General features: G+C 71.5%; 15 protein-coding genes. 8 read left to right on the forward strand and 7 right to left on the reverse strand.

Annotated features, from left to right (window positions below; all coding sequences use genetic code 11):
* Positions 1–258 precede the first annotated feature (258 nt).
* Genes FE256_RS04580 through araA form a run of 3 tightly spaced genes read left to right on the forward strand, consistent with a single transcriptional unit; the run spans position 259 to position 4078 of the window.
* Positions 259–978, forward strand: a complete 720-nt coding sequence (locus tag FE256_RS04580) for an L-ribulose-5-phosphate 4-epimerase (protein ID WP_138173223.1) — start codon at positions 259–261, stop codon at positions 976–978.
* On the forward strand, positions 975–2546 hold the full coding sequence (locus FE256_RS04585) for a xylulokinase (RefSeq protein ID WP_138173225.1): 1572 nt from the start codon (positions 975–977) through the stop codon (positions 2544–2546). The genes FE256_RS04580 and FE256_RS04585 overlap by 4 nt, the downstream gene beginning before the upstream one ends.
* A gap of 20 nt (positions 2547–2566) precedes the next feature.
* Entirely contained in the window at positions 2567–4078 is a 1512-nt protein-coding gene (gene araA / locus FE256_RS04590; RefSeq protein WP_138173227.1) for an L-arabinose isomerase, read from the forward strand.
* Positions 4079–4512: 434 nt separating this feature from the next.
* On the opposite strand, the gene FE256_RS04595 is transcribed toward araA, so the two are convergent.
* The 5 genes from FE256_RS04595 to FE256_RS04615 all read right to left on the reverse strand — a co-directional run bounded on the left by FE256_RS04595 (position 4513) and on the right by FE256_RS04615 (position 11621).
* Positions 4513–5997, reverse strand: coding sequence for a deoxyguanosinetriphosphate triphosphohydrolase family protein (locus FE256_RS04595; RefSeq protein ID WP_138173229.1), 1485 nt, complete (start codon positions 5995–5997; stop codon positions 4513–4515).
* Between the two features lie 118 nt (positions 5998–6115).
* Positions 6116–8413, reverse strand: a complete 2298-nt coding sequence (locus FE256_RS04600) for a beta-xylosidase/alpha-l-arabinosidase (protein ID WP_138173231.1) — start codon at positions 8411–8413, stop codon at positions 6116–6118.
* Positions 8414–8419: 6 nt separating this feature from the next.
* Entirely contained in the window at positions 8420–9304 is an 885-nt protein-coding gene (locus FE256_RS04605; protein ID WP_138173233.1) for a carbohydrate ABC transporter permease, read from the reverse strand.
* Positions 9301–10323 (reverse strand): carbohydrate ABC transporter permease, encoded by a 1023-nt coding sequence (locus FE256_RS04610; protein WP_138173235.1) that lies wholly within the window; start codon positions 10321–10323, stop codon positions 9301–9303. Before FE256_RS04610 ends, FE256_RS04605 begins: the two co-directional genes overlap by 4 nt.
* A gap of 11 nt (positions 10324–10334) precedes the next feature.
* The gene (locus FE256_RS04615; RefSeq protein ID WP_138173237.1) at positions 10335–11621 is read right to left on the reverse strand and encodes an extracellular solute-binding protein; all 1287 of its coding nucleotides are present in this window, start codon (positions 11619–11621) and stop codon (positions 10335–10337) included.
* A 172-nt stretch (positions 11622–11793) separates the two neighbouring features.
* Between FE256_RS04615 and FE256_RS04620 the strand changes: the two genes are divergently transcribed.
* The 4 genes from FE256_RS04620 to FE256_RS18560 all read left to right on the forward strand — a co-directional run bounded on the left by FE256_RS04620 (position 11794) and on the right by FE256_RS18560 (position 14851).
* Entirely contained in the window at positions 11794–12795 is a 1002-nt protein-coding gene (locus FE256_RS04620) for a LacI family DNA-binding transcriptional regulator (protein WP_138173239.1), read from the forward strand.
* Positions 12796–13001: 206 nt separating this feature from the next.
* Positions 13002–14141, forward strand: coding sequence for a glycerate kinase (locus FE256_RS04625; RefSeq protein WP_138173241.1), 1140 nt, complete (start codon positions 13002–13004; stop codon positions 14139–14141).
* A 79-nt stretch (positions 14142–14220) separates the two neighbouring features.
* Complete coding sequence (locus tag FE256_RS04630; RefSeq protein WP_252370899.1) at positions 14221–14730, forward strand: MarR family winged helix-turn-helix transcriptional regulator; 510 nt, start codon at positions 14221–14223, stop codon at positions 14728–14730.
* The gene (locus FE256_RS18560; protein ID WP_289508573.1) at positions 14669–14851 is read left to right on the forward strand and encodes a homocysteine S-methyltransferase family protein; all 183 of its coding nucleotides are present in this window, start codon (positions 14669–14671) and stop codon (positions 14849–14851) included. The genes FE256_RS04630 and FE256_RS18560 overlap by 62 nt, the downstream gene beginning before the upstream one ends.
* A gap of 22 nt (positions 14852–14873) precedes the next feature.
* Here FE256_RS18560 and FE256_RS04640 read toward each other — a convergent pair whose 3' ends face one another.
* Positions 14874–15797, reverse strand: coding sequence for a hypothetical protein (locus FE256_RS04640; RefSeq protein WP_138173243.1), 924 nt, complete (start codon positions 15795–15797; stop codon positions 14874–14876).
* 143 nt (positions 15798–15940) lie between these two features.
* Positions 15941–16414 carry an Lrp/AsnC family transcriptional regulator gene (locus tag FE256_RS04645; RefSeq protein WP_138173245.1) on the reverse strand — a complete coding sequence of 158 codons (474 nt, stop codon included), beginning with the start codon at positions 16412–16414 and terminating at the stop codon, positions 15941–15943.
* Positions 16415–16566: 152 nt separating this feature from the next.
* Between FE256_RS04645 and ald the strand changes: the two genes are divergently transcribed.
* The gene (gene ald / locus FE256_RS04650; protein ID WP_138173247.1) at positions 16567–17652 is read left to right on the forward strand and encodes an alanine dehydrogenase; all 1086 of its coding nucleotides are present in this window, start codon (positions 16567–16569) and stop codon (positions 17650–17652) included.
* The last annotated feature ends 127 nt before the right edge of the window (positions 17653–17779 follow it).

Consider the following 17779-nt stretch of genomic DNA (forward strand, 5'->3'; position numbering starts at 1 on the left):
GGCGGGTGCCAGGGCGGTCCCGGATACCGGGTGGCGGCGGTCCGCCGAGCACAAGTCCTGCACTTCGGGGATCCGGCCCGGTGAGCCTCGCGGAATGACGCCATGCGGCCGGCCCGCGCCGCCGAAACTGCAGGAGTTGGGCGGCCGTCCGGCCGTAAGCCGGTGTCGGCAGGGGGTCGCGGTCCCGCGATGTTACCGGTAACATCGCGTCCAAGGGGCTGACCGCACCCCCACCCGACTGAGTCGAAGGAGACCCGAGTGTCCGACGCCGCACCGACGTTCACCCCCGAGGTGCAGGAGGCCATCGACGCCGTCCGCGCCGACGTCGCGAAACTGCACGCCGAGCTCGTGCGCTACAACCTCATCGTCTGGACCGGCGGCAACGTCTCGGGCCGTGTCCCCGGGGCCGAGCTGTTCGTCATCAAGCCGTCCGGCGTCTCCTACGACGACCTCGCGCCGGAGAACATGATCCTCTGCGACCTCGACGGCAACGCGATCCCCGGCACGCCGGGCAGCGAGCGCAGCCCCTCGAGCGACACCGCCGCGCACGCGTACGTGTATCGCAACATGCCCGAGGTCGGCGGTGTCGTGCACACCCACTCCACCTACGGCGTCGCGTGGGCGGCCCGCGGCGAGGAGATCCCCTGCGTCATCACCGCGATGGCCGACGAGTTCGGCGGCCCCATCCCGGTCGGCCCCTTCGCGATCATCGGCGACGACTCGATCGGCCGCGGCATCGTCGAGACCCTCCGCGGACACCGTTCGCGCGGCGTCATCATGCAGAACCACGGTCCCTTCACGATCGGAACGAACGCGAAGGATGCCGTGAAGGCCGCCGTCATGCTCGAAGACGTCGCCCGCACCGTGCACATCGCGCGCGAGGCGGGCCCTCTCATCCCGATCCCGCAGGACAAGATCGACGCCCTCTACAACCGCTACCAGAACGTCTACGGACAGAGCACGGACGACCGCCGATGAACGCGCACATCACCGAAGGCCGGGCCTCGCTCGGCATCGAGCTCGGCTCGACCCGCATCAAGGCCTGCCTCATCGGCCCCGACGCCGAGGTGCTCGCCGTCGGCTCCCACGAGTGGGAGAACGTCTACGCCGACAAGCTGTGGACCTACTCCCTGGATGCCGTGTGGTCGGGCCTCCAGGCGGCGTACGCCGACCTCGTCGCCGACGTGGGGCAGAAGTACGGTGTCACCCCCGAGCGGTACGCCGCGATGGGCGTGTCCGCGATGATGCACGGCTACCTCGCGTTCGACGCCGACGGGGAGCTGCTCGCCCCCTTCCGCACGTGGCGCAACACCAACACCGGTGTGGCGGCGGCCGAGCTCACCGAGCTCCTGGGCGTGAACATCCCGCTGCGCTGGTCGATCGCGCACCTGCACCAGGCCGTCGTCGACGCCGAGCCGCACGTTCCCGAGATCCGCTTCCTCACGACCCTCGCCGGATACGTGCACTGGGCGCTCACGGGCGAGAAGGTGCTCGGCGTGGGCGATGCCTCGGGCATGTTCCCGATCGACTCGGCGACCCGTGACTACGACGCCGACCTCGTCGCGCGCTACGACGCCCTCGCCGCCGGTCGTGTGCCCGCGCTCGCCGACCTGCTGCCCCGCGTGCTCGTCGCCGGCGCCGACGCCGGGGAGCTGACCCCCTCGGGCGCGGTGTTGCTCGACCCGAGTGGGGCGCTGCGTCCCGGCATCCCGTTCGCTCCGCCCGAGGGCGACGCCGGAACCGGAATGGTCGCCACCGGTGCGGTCGCTCCGCGCACGGGCAACGTCAGCGCCGGCACGAGCATCTTCGCGATGGTCGTGCTCGAGCGGCCGCTGACCGAGGTGCACCACGAGCTCGACCTCGTGACGACGCCCTCGGGCGACGCCGTGGCGATGGTGCACTGCAACAACGGCGCGAGCGAGCTCGCGGCGTGGGCGAACATGTTCACGGCGTTCGCCGCCGCGGCCGGCACCCCCGCGACTCCGGATGCCACGTACGCGGCGCTCTTCACCGCGGCTCTGTCGGGCGAAGCCGACGCCGGCGGGCTGCTGGTCTACAACCACCTCGCCGGTGAGCCCATCGCGGGTCTCGACGAGGGTCGCCCGCTCGTCGTGCGCACGCCGGACAGCCGCCTGACCCTGCCGAACTTCATGCGCGCGCAACTGTACGGCGTGTTCGGCACTCTGGCGCTCGGCATGAGCGTGCTGCACGGCGAAGGCGTCGCCCTCGACAAGATGTACGCCCACGGCGGCATGTTCCGGACCGCCGGGGTCGCCCAGCGGTTCCTCGCGGCCGCGCTCGACGCCCCGGTCGCCGTCGCCGAGACCGCGTCGGAGGGCGGGGCGTGGGGCATGGCCGTGCTGGCGGCCTACGCCGCCGACGGCGCGGGCCGCGACCTCGACACCTACCTCGCCGAGGTGGTCTTCGCCGACGCGCCGATCGTCACCGTCGACCCCGACCCGGCGGACGTCGCCGGCTTCTCGTCCTACCTCGACCGCTACCGCGCCGGACTCGCCGTCGAGGCGGCCGCCGTGGCATCCCTCTGATCACCCGAAAAGGAACAGTCATGACCCGCACGAAGCTCAAGAACGACCTCGACGGCTACGAGGTCTGGTTCGTCACCGGCAGCCAGAACCTTTACGGCGAGGAGACCCTGCAGCAGGTCGCCGAGCAGTCGCAGGGCGTCGTCGCCGGCCTCGACGGCCTGCCCGTCAAGGTCGTCTGGAAGCCCGTGCTGAAGGACTCCGACAGCATCCGTCGCATGGCCCTCGAGGTCAACGGCCGCGACGACGTCATCGGCGTCATCGCGTGGATGCACACCTTCAGCCCCGCCAAGATGTGGATCGCCGGGCTCGACGCCCTGCAGAAGCCGCTGCTGCACCTGCACACGCAGGCCAACGTCGAACTGCCGTGGAACGACATCGACTTCGACTTCATGAACCTCAACCAGGCCGCGCACGGCGACCGCGAGTTCGGGTACATCCAGACGCGCCTCGGCGTCGCCCGCAAGACCGTCGTCGGTCACGTCTCCAACCCCGCCGTGCGCCAGCAGATCGAGGACTGGGAGCGCGCCGCCGCCGGCTGGACCGCGGCCCGCACCCTCAAGCTCGCGCGTTTCGGCGACAACATGCGCTTCGTCGCCGTCACCGAGGGCGACAAGACCGAGGCCGAGCTGCGCTTCGGCGTGCAGGTCAACACGTGGGGCGTCAACGAACTCGTCGAAGCCGTCGAGAAGGCCACGGATGCCGAGATCGACGCGCTCGTGCAGGAGTACGTCGACAGCTACGACGTCGTGGAGGAGCTCCTCCCCGGGGGCGCGCGCCACCAGTCGCTCCGCGACGGCGCCGCGATCGAGCTCGGTCTCCGCTCGTTCCTCGAGGAGGGCGGCTTCGGCGCCTTCACGACGTCGTTCGAAGACCTCGGTGCGTTGAAGCAGCTCCCGGGTCTCGCGGTGCAGCGCCTCATGGCGGAGGGCTACGGCTTCGGCGCGGAGGGCGACTGGAAGACGGCGATCCTCGTCCGCGTCGCGAACGTCATGGGCGCGGGCCTGGCCGGCGGCGCGTCGCTCATGGAGGACTACACCTACGACCTCGTGCCCGGCAACGAGCGCATCCTCGGCGCCCACATGCTCGAGGTCTCGCCCTCGCTCACGTCGGCCAAGCCGCGCCTGGAGATCCACGAGCTCGGCATCGGCGGCAAGGAGGACCCGGTGCGCCTGGTCTTTACCGCCGACCCCGGCGCCGCGCTCGTCGTCGCGATGAGCGACATGCGCGACCGCTTCCGGCTCGTGGCCAACGTCGTCGAGAACGTCGACGCCCCCGACCTGCCGAAGCTCCCCGTCGGCCGCGCCGTGTGGAAGCCGGCGCCGGACTTCGCGACCTCGGCCGCGTGCTGGCTCGCCGCCGGCGCCGCCCACCACACCGTCATGACGACGGCCGTGGGCATCGAGGTGTTCCGCGACTTCGCCGAGATCGCCAAGACCGAGCTCGTCGTCATCGACGAGGACACCACGGTCCGCGGCTTCCAGAGCGAGCTGCGCTGGAACCAGGCGTACTACCGCCTGGCCCAGGGCATCTGATCCCCGCCGCCCCGGGTTGCCTCACGGCCCCGGGGCGGTGCGGCAAGTACGCGTCCCGTTCGGGTCGCGTCCCGTGGCCCCGGGGCGACAGATGTGGCCCCGGGGCCACGAACCGTGCTCCGGTTCTCCGGCACGAACCGTGCCCCGGATCCGCGTCGGTGGTGGGACGCCCGCGGATCCGGGGCATTCTCGCGTTCGGGGCGGGCGTCGAGCGCTACGACACGAGGGGGGTCACGGGCGCTGCACGAGCAAGGTGTCGCCGACGAGTTCGGCCGATGCGGCGTCCAGGTGCACAGGTGCCGAGGCGAACTCCATCACGACGCCCTCGGCGTCGGGGCTCGTGGCATCCCGGTTCGGGGCGCGGTTTTGCGTTCGGGGCGCGGAATTTCACGCCCCAACCGGAAGAACGCGCCCCAAACCGTGCTGAGGCGCCGCTACAGCCGCTGTCCCAGCGACCACAGGCGGTCGGCGCGTCCGGAGATCGCCTCCGACAGCGTGAACGCCTGGGCGTCGGTGAGGGATGCCACGTAATCGACGATTCCGCGGGAGCGCGCGAGCGTCTCGGCCTCGGCATCCGACGGACGACGTTCCGCTGGAAGGAGCGCGTACTGCTCGCGAGCGAGCGCGATGAGTTCGCGCAGGCGGCGCGGGGTCCGCGCGCGGTCGAGATCGTCCTCGAGCCACTCGCCGAGGGCGCGCACCGACCGCGCGAGGATGCGGCTCATGCCGCGCTGCTGGATCGCCAGGTCGGGGCGGCTGAGCACGAAGCGCTTGTGCACGAACTTCAGCACCTCGACGTGGTGCCAGGCCGACGGTGACAGCGCCACGGGTCCCGAGCGGGGCGTGTCGAGGGTCCGCAGCCGCACGGACTCCTGAAAGCGCCGGATCCACCGGTCGGTGAACGCGGCCAGACGTCGTTCGGCCGACAGCGACCCGTCGAACGGGCGGGCGAGCAGGTCGGTGACCAGTTCGGCATCCACGTCGCTCACCGCGTCCAGGAACGCCTCGTCGTCGGCGATCCACGGGTCGTCGCGGCGCATCTTCCGGCGCAGGCGCTCGAGGGCGGCGCCCGGGACGAGCTCGGCGCGCACCTCGGCGTCGTCGCGGGAGCGCCACTCGATCACGTCGTCGAGCCAGCCGCGGAACTCGGCCGCGATGGGGGCGTGGTCGAGGATCCCGGCGCGGTAGAAGTCGTCGACGTCGTGCACCGAGTACGCGATGTCGTCGGCGAGGTCCATCACGGCGCCCTCGATGCTCTGCCGCAGCGGCTCCACGTCGAGCCCCGCGCGGGCCTGCTCGAGGTCGGCGAGGTCGATGTCGTACACCGAGTACTTGTGCACGCGGTACGCGCCGTCGGGGGACCGACGGATGCCGCGGGGCGGCCCGATGCGCTCGATCTCGGCGGCCGACACCGACGGCGACCACGGGTACTTCGCCGAGGCGGCGCGGACCGCGGCGGTGAGGTTGAGTCCGCGCGGGGCGTTCTCGACGACGTCGAGCGCGGTGAGGATGCGGTAGGTCTGGGCGTTGCCCTCGAACCCGTCGGTCAGGCCGAGCTCGGTGCGGGCCAGACGGTCGAGGGTCGTCTCGCCGAGGTGACCGAAGGGCGGGTGGCCGAGGTCGTGGGCGTACGCCGCCGCCTCGACGACGGTCGGGTCGCACACGTCGGCTCCGGCGCGCGTGTTCAACTGCAACGCGACGACGCGTGCGATCGCACTCACCTTCAGCGAGTGCGTGAGGCGGTTGTGGACGGGGGCGCCGGAGATCGACGGCGACACCACTTGCGTCACCGCCGACAGACGCGAGAAGTACGGCGAGAACTGGATGCGCTCCAGGTCGATCGACCACGGATCGGCGCCGACGGTCTCGCGTTCGTCGTACGCGCGCGAGGCGGCCGTGGGCGCGGCGGAGAGCGTCATCCGTCCACGCTACCGGCCGCGAGACTGCAGCCGACTGACAAACCCACAGCAGCGTGCAGTGGAGACGTCAGCCGGATGCAGTCTCGCGGGAAAGGAGGCGTGAGAGTGATGCGGCGCCTCAGCCCCGGACGACCTCGATGCCGACGACGCGCGCGTCCTCGGGCCGCAGCTCGTACGTCGGGCCCGTGATGTGCAGCGGCGCCGAAGCGTCGGTCTCGGCGCACGACGGCCCGACGCGCAGCTCGACCTCACCCGGCTCCACGACCCGGCGCAGCGCCCGGTCGCTGTAGGCCAGGCGGGAGGCCGGAACTGTGAACCGCACGTCCGCGCTCTCGCCGGGCTCGAGCTCGACGCGGGCATAGGCCACGAGCTGCGCGACCGGACGGGTCACGCTCGCCACCGCGCGGTGCGCGTACAGCTGCACCACGTCGGCACCGCGGCGTTCGCCGGTGTTGGTCACCCGCACGCGCGCCGAGAAGGCGTCGCCGGCGCGCACCTCGCCGTCCACGGCGAGACCCTCGCGACGGAACGTCGTGTACGACAGCCCGAAGCCGAAGGGACGCACGGGGGTCGGGTCGGTGCTCGTCACCCCCGAGGGGCCGCCGAGGAGCGGGTGCAGGTAGGAGTACGGCTGCGCGCCGGCGGCGCGGGGGAGCGAGACCGGCAGGCGACCCGAGGGGGCGGCATCCCCCGCCAGCAGCGCGGCGAGGGCAGGTCCGCCCTCCTCGCCCGGGAAGAAGGCCTGCACGACGGCGGCGGGGCCCGCGGCCTCGTCCAGGGCCCACCCGATCGCGTACGGGCGTCCGGTGAGCAGCACCATGATCACGGGGGTCCCCGTGGCCACGACCTCCTCGACCAGGCGACGCTGCAGTCCGGGGAGCTCGAGCGAATCGGCGTCGTTCCCCTCGCCCACGGTTCCGCGGCCGAACAGGCCCGCGCGGTCGCCGACGACGACGATCGCGACATCGGCCGCCTGAGCGACCTCGACGGCGGCGGCGATACCGGAGTCGTCGTCGCCCTCGACCGCGCACCCTTCGGAGAAGGTGACGTCGCCGAAGCGCGCGGAGAGCGCCTCGCGCACCGTCGGGATCTCGAATCCCATCGGCGTGCCGGGGTGGTGGGCGAGCACGTGGTTGGCGAACGAGTAGCAGCCCATGAGGCCCTCGGCGCTGTCGGCGTTGGGGCCGAGCACCGCGATCCGGCCGGGCGCGGCCAGCGGGAGCACGCCGTCGTTGCGCAGCAGCACCGCGCTCTCGATCGCGAGGCGGTACGCCAGCGCACGGTGCTCGGCATCGTCGAGGTCGACCGCGGTCGGGGCGTCGTCGAAGTCGGCATCCAGGAGTCCCAGGTCCTCCTTCTCGGCGAGCACGCGGGCGACCGCGCGGTCGACGACGGCCTCGAGCAGATCCCCGGATGCCACCCGCTCGGCGAGGTGCGGGTACGCGTCGGGCCCGGGGAGCTCGACGTCGATCCCGGCTTCGAGTGCGAGCTGGGCGGCTTCGCCGAGCGAGCCGGCGACCCCGTGCATGGAACGGAGGAACTCCACGGCGAAGTAGTCCGAGACCACCGTGCCGTCGAAGCCCCACCGTCGGCGGAGGAGATCGGTGAGCAGCTCGGGGGTGGAGGCCACGGGCACCCCGTCGATCTCGGCGTAGGAGTTCATGACCGAACGGACGCCACCGTCGCGCACCGCCATCTCGAACGGCGGCAGGAACACGTCCTGCATCTCGCGCGGTCCGGCGTGCACGGGAGCGTGGTTGCGGCCCGCTTGCGAGGCCGAGTAGCCCACGAAGTGCTTCAGGGTGGCGTGCACCCCGGCGGACTGCAGACCGCGCACGTACGCGGTCCCGATCGTGCCCACGACGTACGGGTCCTCGGCGATGCACTCGTCGACGCGTCCCCAGCGCGGATCGCGGATGACGTCGAGCACCGGCGCGAGGCCCTGGTGCACGCCGACGTCGCGCATCGATCGACCGATCGCGGATGCCATGAGCTCGACGGCCTCGGGATCGAACGAGGCGCCCCACGCGAGCGGGGTGGGGAAGGTCGCGGCCTTCCACGCGGCGAAGCCCGTCAGGCACTCCTCGTGCACGAGGGCGGGGATGCCCAGACGCGTCTCGGTCTTGAGCCGGCGCTGCTCGCCCCACAGCCACGCGGCGCGCTCGACGGGGTCGACCGGCCGGGTGCCGTAGACGCGCGTGAGGTGGCCGAGGCCGTGCGCCGTGGCATCCACGTAGTCGGTGGAGGTGACCTTCTCGCCCGAGAGAGGCGCCACGACCTCGTCGCCCTGGTCAACCCAGTAGCCCACGAGCTGCGCGAGCTTCTCGTCGAGGGTCATCTCGGCCACGAGCGCCTGGACGCGGTCCGAGATCCCCGGGGTGAGCGCCGAGCCGACATCGGTGTTCTGGATGGTCATGTGGGATCAGCCCTTCACAGCGCCGGTGAGGCCACCGACGATCCGACGCTCGAACACGCTGAAGAACAGCAGAGCGGGGATCATCGACAGCGAGGTGAATGCGAGCACGCGGGCGGTGTCGACGGAGTACTGCGAGGCGAACGCCTGCGTGCCCAGGGGCAGCGTGTACGCGGCCTCGTTGTTGAGGATGAACAGCGGGAGCATGTAGGAGTTCCAGCTGTTCACGAAGGCCAGGATGCCGACGGTGACGACCGCGGGAACGGCCAGCGGCAGCACCATGCGCCAGAAGAACCCGAGGCGTCCGAGTCCGTCGATCGACGCGGCTTCCTGCAGCTCCTTGGGGATCGCCGCGAGGAAGGGCGACAGGATGATGACCGTCAGGGGCAGCGCGAACGCGATCTGCGGGATGATGACCCCCGCGAGGGAGTTCGTCAGTCCGATGTTGCGCACGAGGATGTACAGCGGCGTGATCGCGACGGTCATGGGGAACATGAGCCCGGCGGTGAACAGCGCGTACAGGGCCCCACGTCCGCGGAAGCGGTAGCGCGAGAGGGCGTACGCCGCCATCAGCCCCAGGGCCACGACGAAGACGGTCGTGGCGATCGCGGCGATCGCGGAGTTCCCGACCTGTCCCCAGAACACGCCGCTGACGAGCACGTCGGCGTAGTTCTGCCAGTTCCACTGGGTGGGGAAGCCCGACGGGTCGACCGTGATCTCGGCGTTCGAGCGGAAGCCGCCGAGGATGATGTACACCACGGGGGCGAGCATCAGGCCGATCAGGAGCAGCGCGACGAAGCCCACGATCACAGAGCTCGAGCGGTTGCGGCCCGCGGGGGCGCGGCGGACGGAACGCGGCGCCTTCGGCGCGACGAGGGTGGCGGTGGCAGTCACTTGGTGTCTCCCGTGAGGGCGCCGGCCGTGTCACGACGGAGCACGAAGCGCTGGTAGATGAGGGCGACGGCGAGCGAGATGAGGAACATCACCACGGCCACGGCGCTGCCGTAGCCGAAGCTGCCGGCGTTGCGGCCGTTGGCGACCATGTAGGTGGCCATGGTCGAGGTCCCTGCCGTCGAGGCGACGTACTGGCCCCAGATGATCCAGACGAGGTCGAACAGCTGCAGCGAGCCGATGATCGACAAGAACGCCCAGATGCGGATCGTGGGTCCCATCAGCGGCAGGACGATGTGGCGCTGGATCTGCCAGAACGAGGCGCCGTCGATGGCGGCGGCCTCCGAGAGTTCTTCGGGGATTCCCTGGAGCCCGGCGAGGAAGAGGATGACGGCGAAGCCGATGTACTTCCACGTGATGATGATCAGCAGGGTCCAGATCGCCAGCGCGGGGTCGGAGATCCAGTCGGCCTGGAGGGAAGACAGGCCGATCTTCTCCAGCGCCCCGTTGAGCGCTCCGCCGGACTGCAGCATCAGGCCCCAGCCGAGGCCGACGACGACCTCGGAGATGACGTAGGGCACGAAGATCAGCACGCGGATGAGCGACTGCGCCCGCATCTTGCGGTTCAGCAGCAGCGCGAGCCCGAGGGCGAGCGGTCCCTGCAGCACGAGCGAGCCGACCACGATGAAGACGTTGTGCCCGAGCGCCTCGTGGAAGGCGGGGTCGGTGAGGATCGTGAGGTAGTTGCGGAAGCCGACGAAGTCGGTGGGGGCCCCAAATCCCGACCAGCTGTAGAAGCCGTAGAAGGCGGCGAGGGCCACCGGCAGGATGACGAACGAGACGAAAACCACCAGGGCAGGCCCCAGGAGGATCGCGAGCTCGCCGCGGATGCGCCAGTTCTCGCGGCGCCGCCGAACGGAGGCCGGCCCGGCCGAGGGGGTGCGGGTGGCACCCTCCTCGGCCAGGCGGCGACCGGCGGCGTCGTCCGACGCGGTGGCGACGGGGTGACGCACGGTGGTCATCGGGAGCTTCCTCAGGAGCGCGATGCAGCCGCGTTGACGGCGTCGACGATGCCCTGCGGGCTGCCCTTGCCGGCGAACATGTCGACGACGGCGACGTTCAGCGCGTTGCCGACGTTCTGGCCGTAGAGGGTGTCGAGCCACACCGACACGTAGGGGGCGTCGGTGTAGGCGGCCAGGGCCGACTGCAGAGCCGGCGTGGTGACCGCGCTCGTGGCCTCGCTGGAGGCGGGGATCGTCTGGAAGGCGTCGGCGTACCGCTCCTGGTTCTCCTGGGTCACCATGAAGTTCAGGAAGTCGGTGCACTGTGCGGGAGCGTTGACCCAGCACGCGTAGCCGTCGACACCGCCCATGATGGCGCCGGGCTCTCCGTCACCGCCGGGGACCTCGGGGAAGGGGAACCAGCCCAGGTCGGCGAGCGGCTGCTCGTCGGGGGTCAGCGAGGCGATGACGCCCGGGTTCCAGGCGCCCATGAGCTCCATGGCGGCCTGGTGGTTGGCGAGCAGACCCGCCGACGACCCCGCGCCCTGCTGGGCGGCGGTGGTGAGGAAGCCCTCGTTGAACGGCTTCGTGGCGAGGAAGGACTGCAGGTTCTCGCCCGCTTCCAGCCAGCACGGGTCGTCGAAGCTGCGGCTCTCGGCGGCATCGGTGAGCACGTTCTCGGCGCAGGCGCGGAGGGCGAAGTTGTAGTACCAGTGCGCGGCGGGCCACGCATCCTTGGCGCCCACGGCGATCGGGGCGACGCCGGTGGCCTTGATCTTCTCGTCGGCGGCCTCGAGGTCGGCGATCGTCGCGGGGGCTTCGGTGACGCCGGCGGCGGCGAGGAGGTCCTGCGAGGTGAAGATGCCCGAGGGGAGGACGGCGACGGGCATGCCGTAGTTCTTGCCGTCGACCTCGAACGCACCGAGCGAGCCGCCGAGCGCGGTCTTGACGTCGGCCGAGATCTTGTCGGTGAGGTCCATCGCCTGGCCGGCCTTGACGATGTCGGCGAGCTTGCCGCCTCCGCGCGCCATGAAGATGTCGGGCGCGTCTCCGGAGTTCAGTGCGGTCTGGAGCTTGCCGTCCATCTCCTCGTTCTGCAGGGACTGGATCTCGATGGTGACACCGGGGTTGGCCGCTTCGAAGGCGGCGGCGGTGTCTTCCCAGTACTTCTTGCCGTCGCCCGTGGTGGAGTTGTGCCAGAACGTCAGGGTGACGCTGCCGTCGGCGTTCTGTCCTCCGCCTCCGCCCGCGCAACCGCCGAGGGCGAGGGTGCCGGCGACGGCGATGGCCGCTGCGGCGATGATCTTCCGCGTTTTCATGTGATTCCCGTTTCTCTTCGTCGAGGTGCGTCCCTCGCGGGATGCTCCGGTTTTCGGCTGCGATGCCGGTCGTTCACGCCCGGATGTGCGGTCCGGGGTGTCAGAAGTGTCACCCGCGGGATGACCATCGTCAAACGTTTTCGAAAATGATTTCCACGACTAGTCTCGAGCCGTGAACAGACGCGCCACCATCCACGACGTCGCCACGGCCGCGGGCGTCTCGGTGGCGACCGTGTCCAAAGCCGTCAACGGTCGGTACGGTGTCTCGCCCGAGACCGTGGCGCGCGTCCTCGACGCCGTCGAGGCGCTCGGGTACGAGTCCAGCTTGGTCGCCAGCAGCATGCGCTCTCGCCGCACCGGGGTGATCGGCGTCCTGGTGGCCGACATCGAACCGTTCTCGGCCGAGATCCTCAAGGGCGTGGGCGGAGCGTTGTCCGGCACCGGCTACGACCTGTTGGCGTACAGCGGTTCGCGTCGTGACGGCGAGGGCTGGGAGCGGCGATCGCTCAGCCGGCTCAGTGGCACCCTCATCGATGCGGCGATCATCGTGACCCCCACGGTGGTCAACGTCGTCAGCGAGGTGCCGATCGTCGCGGTCGACCCGCACACCGGCCGGGCCGACCTCCCCACGGTCGAATCCGACAGCTACACCGGTGCACAGCAGGCCGTCCACTATCTCGCTCAGCTCGGACACCGCCGCATCGGCTTCATCGCCGGCCGCCCCGATCTGCGGTCGGCGGTGGCGCGCGCCTCCGGTTACCGTGCGGGGCTCGCGGCGGCCGGCATCCCGTTCGATCCGGTCCTCGTGGGGGTCGGGCGTTACGAGCAGGACGTCGCCCGGGAAGCCGCGCACACCATGCTCGCCCTGCCCGACCGGCCGACGGCCGTGTTCGCCGCGAACGACCTGTCGGCCCTGTCGATCATCGAGGTCGCCGGGGAACGCGGGCTCCGGGTGCCCGACGATCTCTCGGTGGTCGGGTTCGACGACGTGCCCGAGGCCGCGCGCGCTCAGCCGGGGCTGACCACCGTGCGGCAGCCGATGAAGCGCCTCGGCGCCGAGGCGGTGCGGATCGTGCTGGCCCTCATGGCGGGGGAAGAGCTGCCCGAGACCCACGTTCAGCTGCCCACTCGACTCGTCGTCCGCGCCACGACCGCCGCCCCGCCGTCCCGCTGACACGGCCGCGGCGGGGCGGCGGCCGGACGTCCCGCTGACACGGCCGCGGCGGGGCGGCGCGCCGCGCGGCCGGACCGAACTCCGGAGTTCTCGGCCGTGGCGGCGGGAAGCCCGGTGGCGGAACGGTCCGACGTGCGGTTCCTCAGGAGTTCGGTCGCCGCGCCACCGGCGTCGTGCTCCGGATGCCGAGCGGCTAGGGTCGCGGCGTGACCGTTGTGCTTCTCGCCCCCGACGGGTTCAAGGGCTCGATCTCCGCGGCCGATGCCGCCGCGTCGCTCGCCGCGGGGTGGCGGAGCGTCCGGGGCGACGACCGTATCGTCGAGCTCCCGATGGCCGACGGCGGCGAGGGAACCCTCGATGCCTTCCTCGTCGCCGTGCCGGGGGCGCGCCGGATGCCGGTGCACGTCACGGGTCCGCACGGCCGCGAGGTCGCGGCATCCTGGGTCCTCCTCCCCGCGACGGGGGACGCCCCGCGCGGCACGGGGGTCGTGGAGTTGGCCTCGACCTCGGGCATCGAGCTGCTCGGCGACACCCTGCGCCCGCTCGATGCCGGTACGCACGGGTTCGGACAGGCGATCACCGCGGCCCTGGATCACGGCGTCTCGCGGCTCGTGCTGGCGATCGGGTCGAGCGCCTCGACCGACGCCGGCTTCGGTGCGCTTTCCGCGCTCGGGGCGAGGATCACGGATGCCGCGGGCGTCGAGGTCGCCGCCGGGCTGCGGGGGATGCGCGACGCCGCCCGCCTCGACCGCTCCGGGCTGCGCCCGCTCCCACCCTCCGGGGCGCTCGTCCTGACGGACGTGCGGAGTCCCCTCACCGGCCCGCGCGGCGCGGCGGCGGTGTTCGGGCCGCAGAAAGGCCTCGGGCCCGACGAGATCGCCGACGCCGACGCGGCGCTCGCCCGGGCGGCGGCGCTCCTGGGCGTCGATGCGACCGAGCCCGGTGGCGGCGCGGCCGGCGGCACCGGCGCGGCGTTGCTCGCGTGGGGCGCCGAGCTGGTGCCGGGGGCCGAGCGGATCGCCGACCTCGTCGGCCTCGCGGACGCCATCACCGCCTCCGACGTCGTCATCACGGGCGAGGGATCCTTCGACGCGAGCTCCGGTGCGGGCAAGGTGCCCGAGCGGGTGGCGGCCCTGGCTCGCGCGTCGGCGTGCCCCGCGCTGCTCGTGGCCGGGCGCATCGCTCCGGATGCCGACACCTCGGCGTTCCGCGACGCGGTCGCCCTCGCCGACCTTGCCGGTTCGCCCGAGGCGGCCCTGTCGGCCCCGGGCGCGTGGCTCACCGCTGCCGGCGCGACCCTGGCGCGCGGGTTCGGGGCGCGCAGCGGTGCTCCGACGCGGGACTGACGCGGCACGATCGCCGAATCGCCCCCCGACTCGCGGGCGGTGGAGCCGTCGCCCCCCGCGGCTCCGGTACCGTCGAGGTGTGTCCACCGTGTCCAGCAGCAAAGACGACGAGGTCGATCTCCTCATCGACGCGTGGTCGCAGTTGCTGCCCGACGTCGATCTGACCCCCCTCGACGTCATGTCGCGGCTGCGCCGTGCCGCTTTCCACCTGTCGAAGCTGCGCGCGCGCGCCTTCGCGAGCGCCGACATCGCCGTGTGGGAGTTCGACGTGCTCGCCGTCCTCCGCCGCGCAGACACCGAGCTCAGCGCCACGCGGCTGATCTCGGCGACGATGATCGGCAGCGCGGCGATGACCAATCGCCTCGACAAGCTCGCGGACCGCGGGCTCGTGCACCGTCGCCCCAACCCCTCGGATGGGCGGGCGATCCTCGTGGCCATCACTCCCGAGGGCATCGAACGCGTCGACGCGGCGATGACCGAACTCGTGCGGCTCGAAGCCGACGCCCTCCGCGACGTGAATCGCGCCGATCAGGCGATGCTGGCGCGCGTGCTGCGGGTGCTCGCCGCCGGCGAGACCCACGAGGCGTAATCGACCTCGACGCACGGCCGCTCGTCCTCGACGGCGGGTGGCCGCCGGCGCGCGGCTGGTGGGCGGCTGCTGCCGCTCGACTCCGGCGGACATCGCCGCGTTCGCCGCTGCTCTGAGCTGAGCCGCGACCCGACGCGGCACCCTCAGCGCTGATCGATCCGGCCGCGCCGACCGCCGCGTTCGCTCAGGAGCGCGATCTCCTCAGGGTTCCATCCGAACGCGTTCTGCATCTGGTCGCCGAGGGTCGAGAGTGCCGACGGCAGGGCCGTCGCCACGCCATGCCGGACGTCGACGGCGCGGTCATCGAGAGCGTGGGCCGCGACCCGCAGCTCGTCCACGAGCGACCTCAGGCGGTCGGGACCGTACGCGGCCGCCACGAGGCGCGCGTCGCTGATCGCGATGACCGTGAGCTCCTGCGGATCGCTGTCGGACAGTCGTGTCGCCGACCCGAGGGACAGGATGACGGTCAGCCCGCAGACCAGAACAGTGGCGATGGCGATCGCCGCGCCGATCTCCAAGGAGCGGAACACCGCCCCCACCGGACCCGCCCACCCGGTCGTCACCCCTACGACGGCGCGCGCCGCCGAGTACACGGCATAGAGACCCATCGCGGTGGCGAGCAGGCGTGCGGGCGTGTGCGGAACCACCGGGGAACGAGCGGCGGCGAGCGCGCAGGCGCCGCTCACCACCGTGAGGACCGCGGCCTTGATCACGAGAGACGTGTCCTCGCTGGTGCTCGCCGTGACGATCGCCGTGGTGATCGCGATCGCCGTGACGACGCCGAGGGCGGCACGTCGGCGTCGCGTCGACAGCGCCGCGACGGCGACGGTCATCGTTCCGGCGGCGAGCACCATGCCGGCGTCCCCGACGGACAGGGCCAGCCGCGCGCCGTCGTACCTGTGCACGACGTACATCACGGTCGAACCGATGGAGAGGATGCCGGCCATGGTCGCGTACTGCAGGAAAGTCGTGAACGGGACGGGCGCGGACGCGCGGGGCAGGGCGATACCCACCACGCTGACGGCGACGCCGATGCACATGGCGGCGAGGCCGATCGTCAGCAGCATCGCTCTCCCCCTCCCCGAGCGGCGGTGCACGGTTCCGCCACCTTATCGGCCGGGAGTCGCGGTCCGCGGTCGCCCGCCGCGGGCGTTGCCGTGCTCATCGTTGCGGCTCCGCGTGCAGAACCGCAGCCCGACGGGACGCGAGGTCAGGTGAAATCGGCGGCCAGGCCGTTGCGGTGGTACTCGAAGATGATGCTCGTGCGGGTGGATGCCACGCTGTGCCGGGCTGAGAGTTGATCGACGACGAAGCGGCGCACGGCGGAGGAGTCGTCCACCGCGATGTGCACGAGGAAATCGTCGGCCCCGCCGAGGAAGAAGAGTTGGATGACGTCGGGGTGCTGCCGCACGTCCTGGGCGAACGCGCGGATGCTCTCGTGCCGCTGGCCGGGTCGCAGGGTGACCCCGACGATCGCCTGGAGACCGCGCCCGAGCCGGCTCTGGTCGACCGCGGCGTGGAAGCCGGTGATGAGGCCCCGATCGACGAGGCCCCGCACGCGGGTGTGCGCGGTGGATGCCGCGACCCCGAGCGCGTCGGCGAGGGCGGCATTGGTCATGCGCGCATCGGCGGAGAGCAGCTCGATGATCCGCGCGTCGAGCGGATGGAGATCGTCGTCGGCCATCGCAGATCCTTCGGGTCTCTCGGCTGCAGAATCGTTCGAATGCCGACGATACCGAGGTGAATGGCATCCGTAACGAAGATTCTGCGGATTTACGCCACGGAAACACAACTTTCTGCGATTCTTCCTGCCACCCCCACTCCGAGGAGAGACTCATGCGCGTCGCCGTGCCCACCGAGATCAAGAACAACGAGAACCGCGTCGCCATGACGCCCGCCGGTGTCGATGCTCTGGCGCGGCGCGGGCACGAAGTGCTCGTCCAGGCCGGCGCCGGCGAGGGCAGCGGGTTCTCGGACGAGCAGTACCGCGCCGCCGGCGCCGAGATCGTCGCCACCGCCGACGAGACATGGGCGCGCGCCGAGCTGCTGGTCAAGGTCAAGGAGCCGATCGCCCCCGAGTACGGCTTCCTCCGCGCCGACCTCACGCTCTTCACCTACCTGCACCTGGCCGCCGACCGACCGCTCACCGACGCCCTCATGGCGGCCGGGACGACGGCGGTCGCGTACGAGACGGTGCAGACGGCCGATCGGGCGCTTCCCCTTCTCGCGCCGATGAGCGAAGTCGCCGGTCGCCTGTCGATCATCGAGGGCGCCCATCATCTGCTCCGCGCCTCGGGCGGCCGGGGACTCCTCCCCGGTGGCGTCCCCGGCACTCCCAAGGCGAAGGTCGTGGTCATCGGCGGTGGTGTCGCCGGCGAGCACGCCGCCGCCAACGCGCTCGGACTCGGGGCGGACGTCACCGTCATCGACATCTCGCTGCCCAAGCTCCGTCAGCTCGAAGAGCGTTTCGGCGGCGCGATCCAGACGCGCGCGTCGACCCGACTCGAGATCGCCGAACAGCTCGCCGACGCCGATCTCGTCATCGGGTCGGTGCTGATCCCGGGGGCGGCGGCACCCCAGCTCGTCACCGACGACATGGTCGCGGCGATGAAGCCGGGCTCGGTGCTCGTGGACATCGCGATCGACCAGGGTGGCTGCTTCGAGGGCTCGCGCGCCACGACGCACGACGCCCCGACGTTCCGCGTCCACGACTCCCTCTACTACTGCGTCGCGAACATGCCCGGGGCGGTGCCCCACACCTCCACGCGCGCCCTCTCCAACGCGACGCTGCCGTACATCACCCGCATCGCGGACGCGGGCTGGGAGGCCGCGGCATCCGCCGATCCGGCGCTCGCCCGCGGCCTGAATGTGCGTGCGGGCGTCGTCGTGAACGAGGGCGTGCGCGCCGCGTTCGACCTCTGACGCGGGGTCGCGCGGGGGCGGGGCGCCGCCAGTTCACGTGATCTGGACGAAGTGACGCGGCGTTGCACGCCATCGCATGTACGGTCGGCCAGTTCACGTGATCTGGACGCGGGGCGGGGGCGGGGGC

Source organism: Microbacterium sp. 5K110 (assembly GCF_005774735.1).
Lineage (GTDB): Bacteria > Actinomycetota > Actinomycetes > Actinomycetales > Microbacteriaceae > Microbacterium.

What these genes read in the sequence shown, in the direction of transcription:
- FE256_RS04595 (WP_138173229.1), bottom strand. Translation starts at nt 5,997, where the DNA reads ATGACGCTCTCCGCCGCGCCCACGGCCGCCTCGCGCGCGTACGACGAA.
- FE256_RS04610 (WP_138173235.1), bottom strand. Translation starts at nt 10,323, where the DNA reads ATGACCACCGTGCGTCACCCCGTCGCCACCGCGTCGGACGACGCCGCC.
- FE256_RS04585 (WP_138173225.1), top strand. Translation starts at nt 975, where the DNA reads ATGAACGCGCACATCACCGAAGGCCGGGCCTCGCTCGGCATCGAGCTC.
- FE256_RS04640 (WP_138173243.1), bottom strand. Translation starts at nt 15,797, where the DNA reads ATGCTGCTGACGATCGGCCTCGCCGCCATGTGCATCGGCGTCGCCGTC.
- araA (WP_138173227.1), top strand. Translation starts at nt 2,567, where the DNA reads ATGACCCGCACGAAGCTCAAGAACGACCTCGACGGCTACGAGGTCTGG.
- FE256_RS04600 (WP_138173231.1), bottom strand. Translation starts at nt 8,413, where the DNA reads ATGACCATCCAGAACACCGATGTCGGCTCGGCGCTCACCCCGGGGATC.
- FE256_RS04645 (WP_138173245.1), bottom strand. Translation starts at nt 16,414, where the DNA reads ATGGCCGACGACGATCTCCATCCGCTCGACGCGCGGATCATCGAGCTG.
- FE256_RS04615 (WP_138173237.1), bottom strand. Translation starts at nt 11,621, where the DNA reads ATGAAAACGCGGAAGATCATCGCCGCAGCGGCCATCGCCGTCGCCGGC.
- ald (WP_138173247.1), top strand. Translation starts at nt 16,567, where the DNA reads ATGCGCGTCGCCGTGCCCACCGAGATCAAGAACAACGAGAACCGCGTC.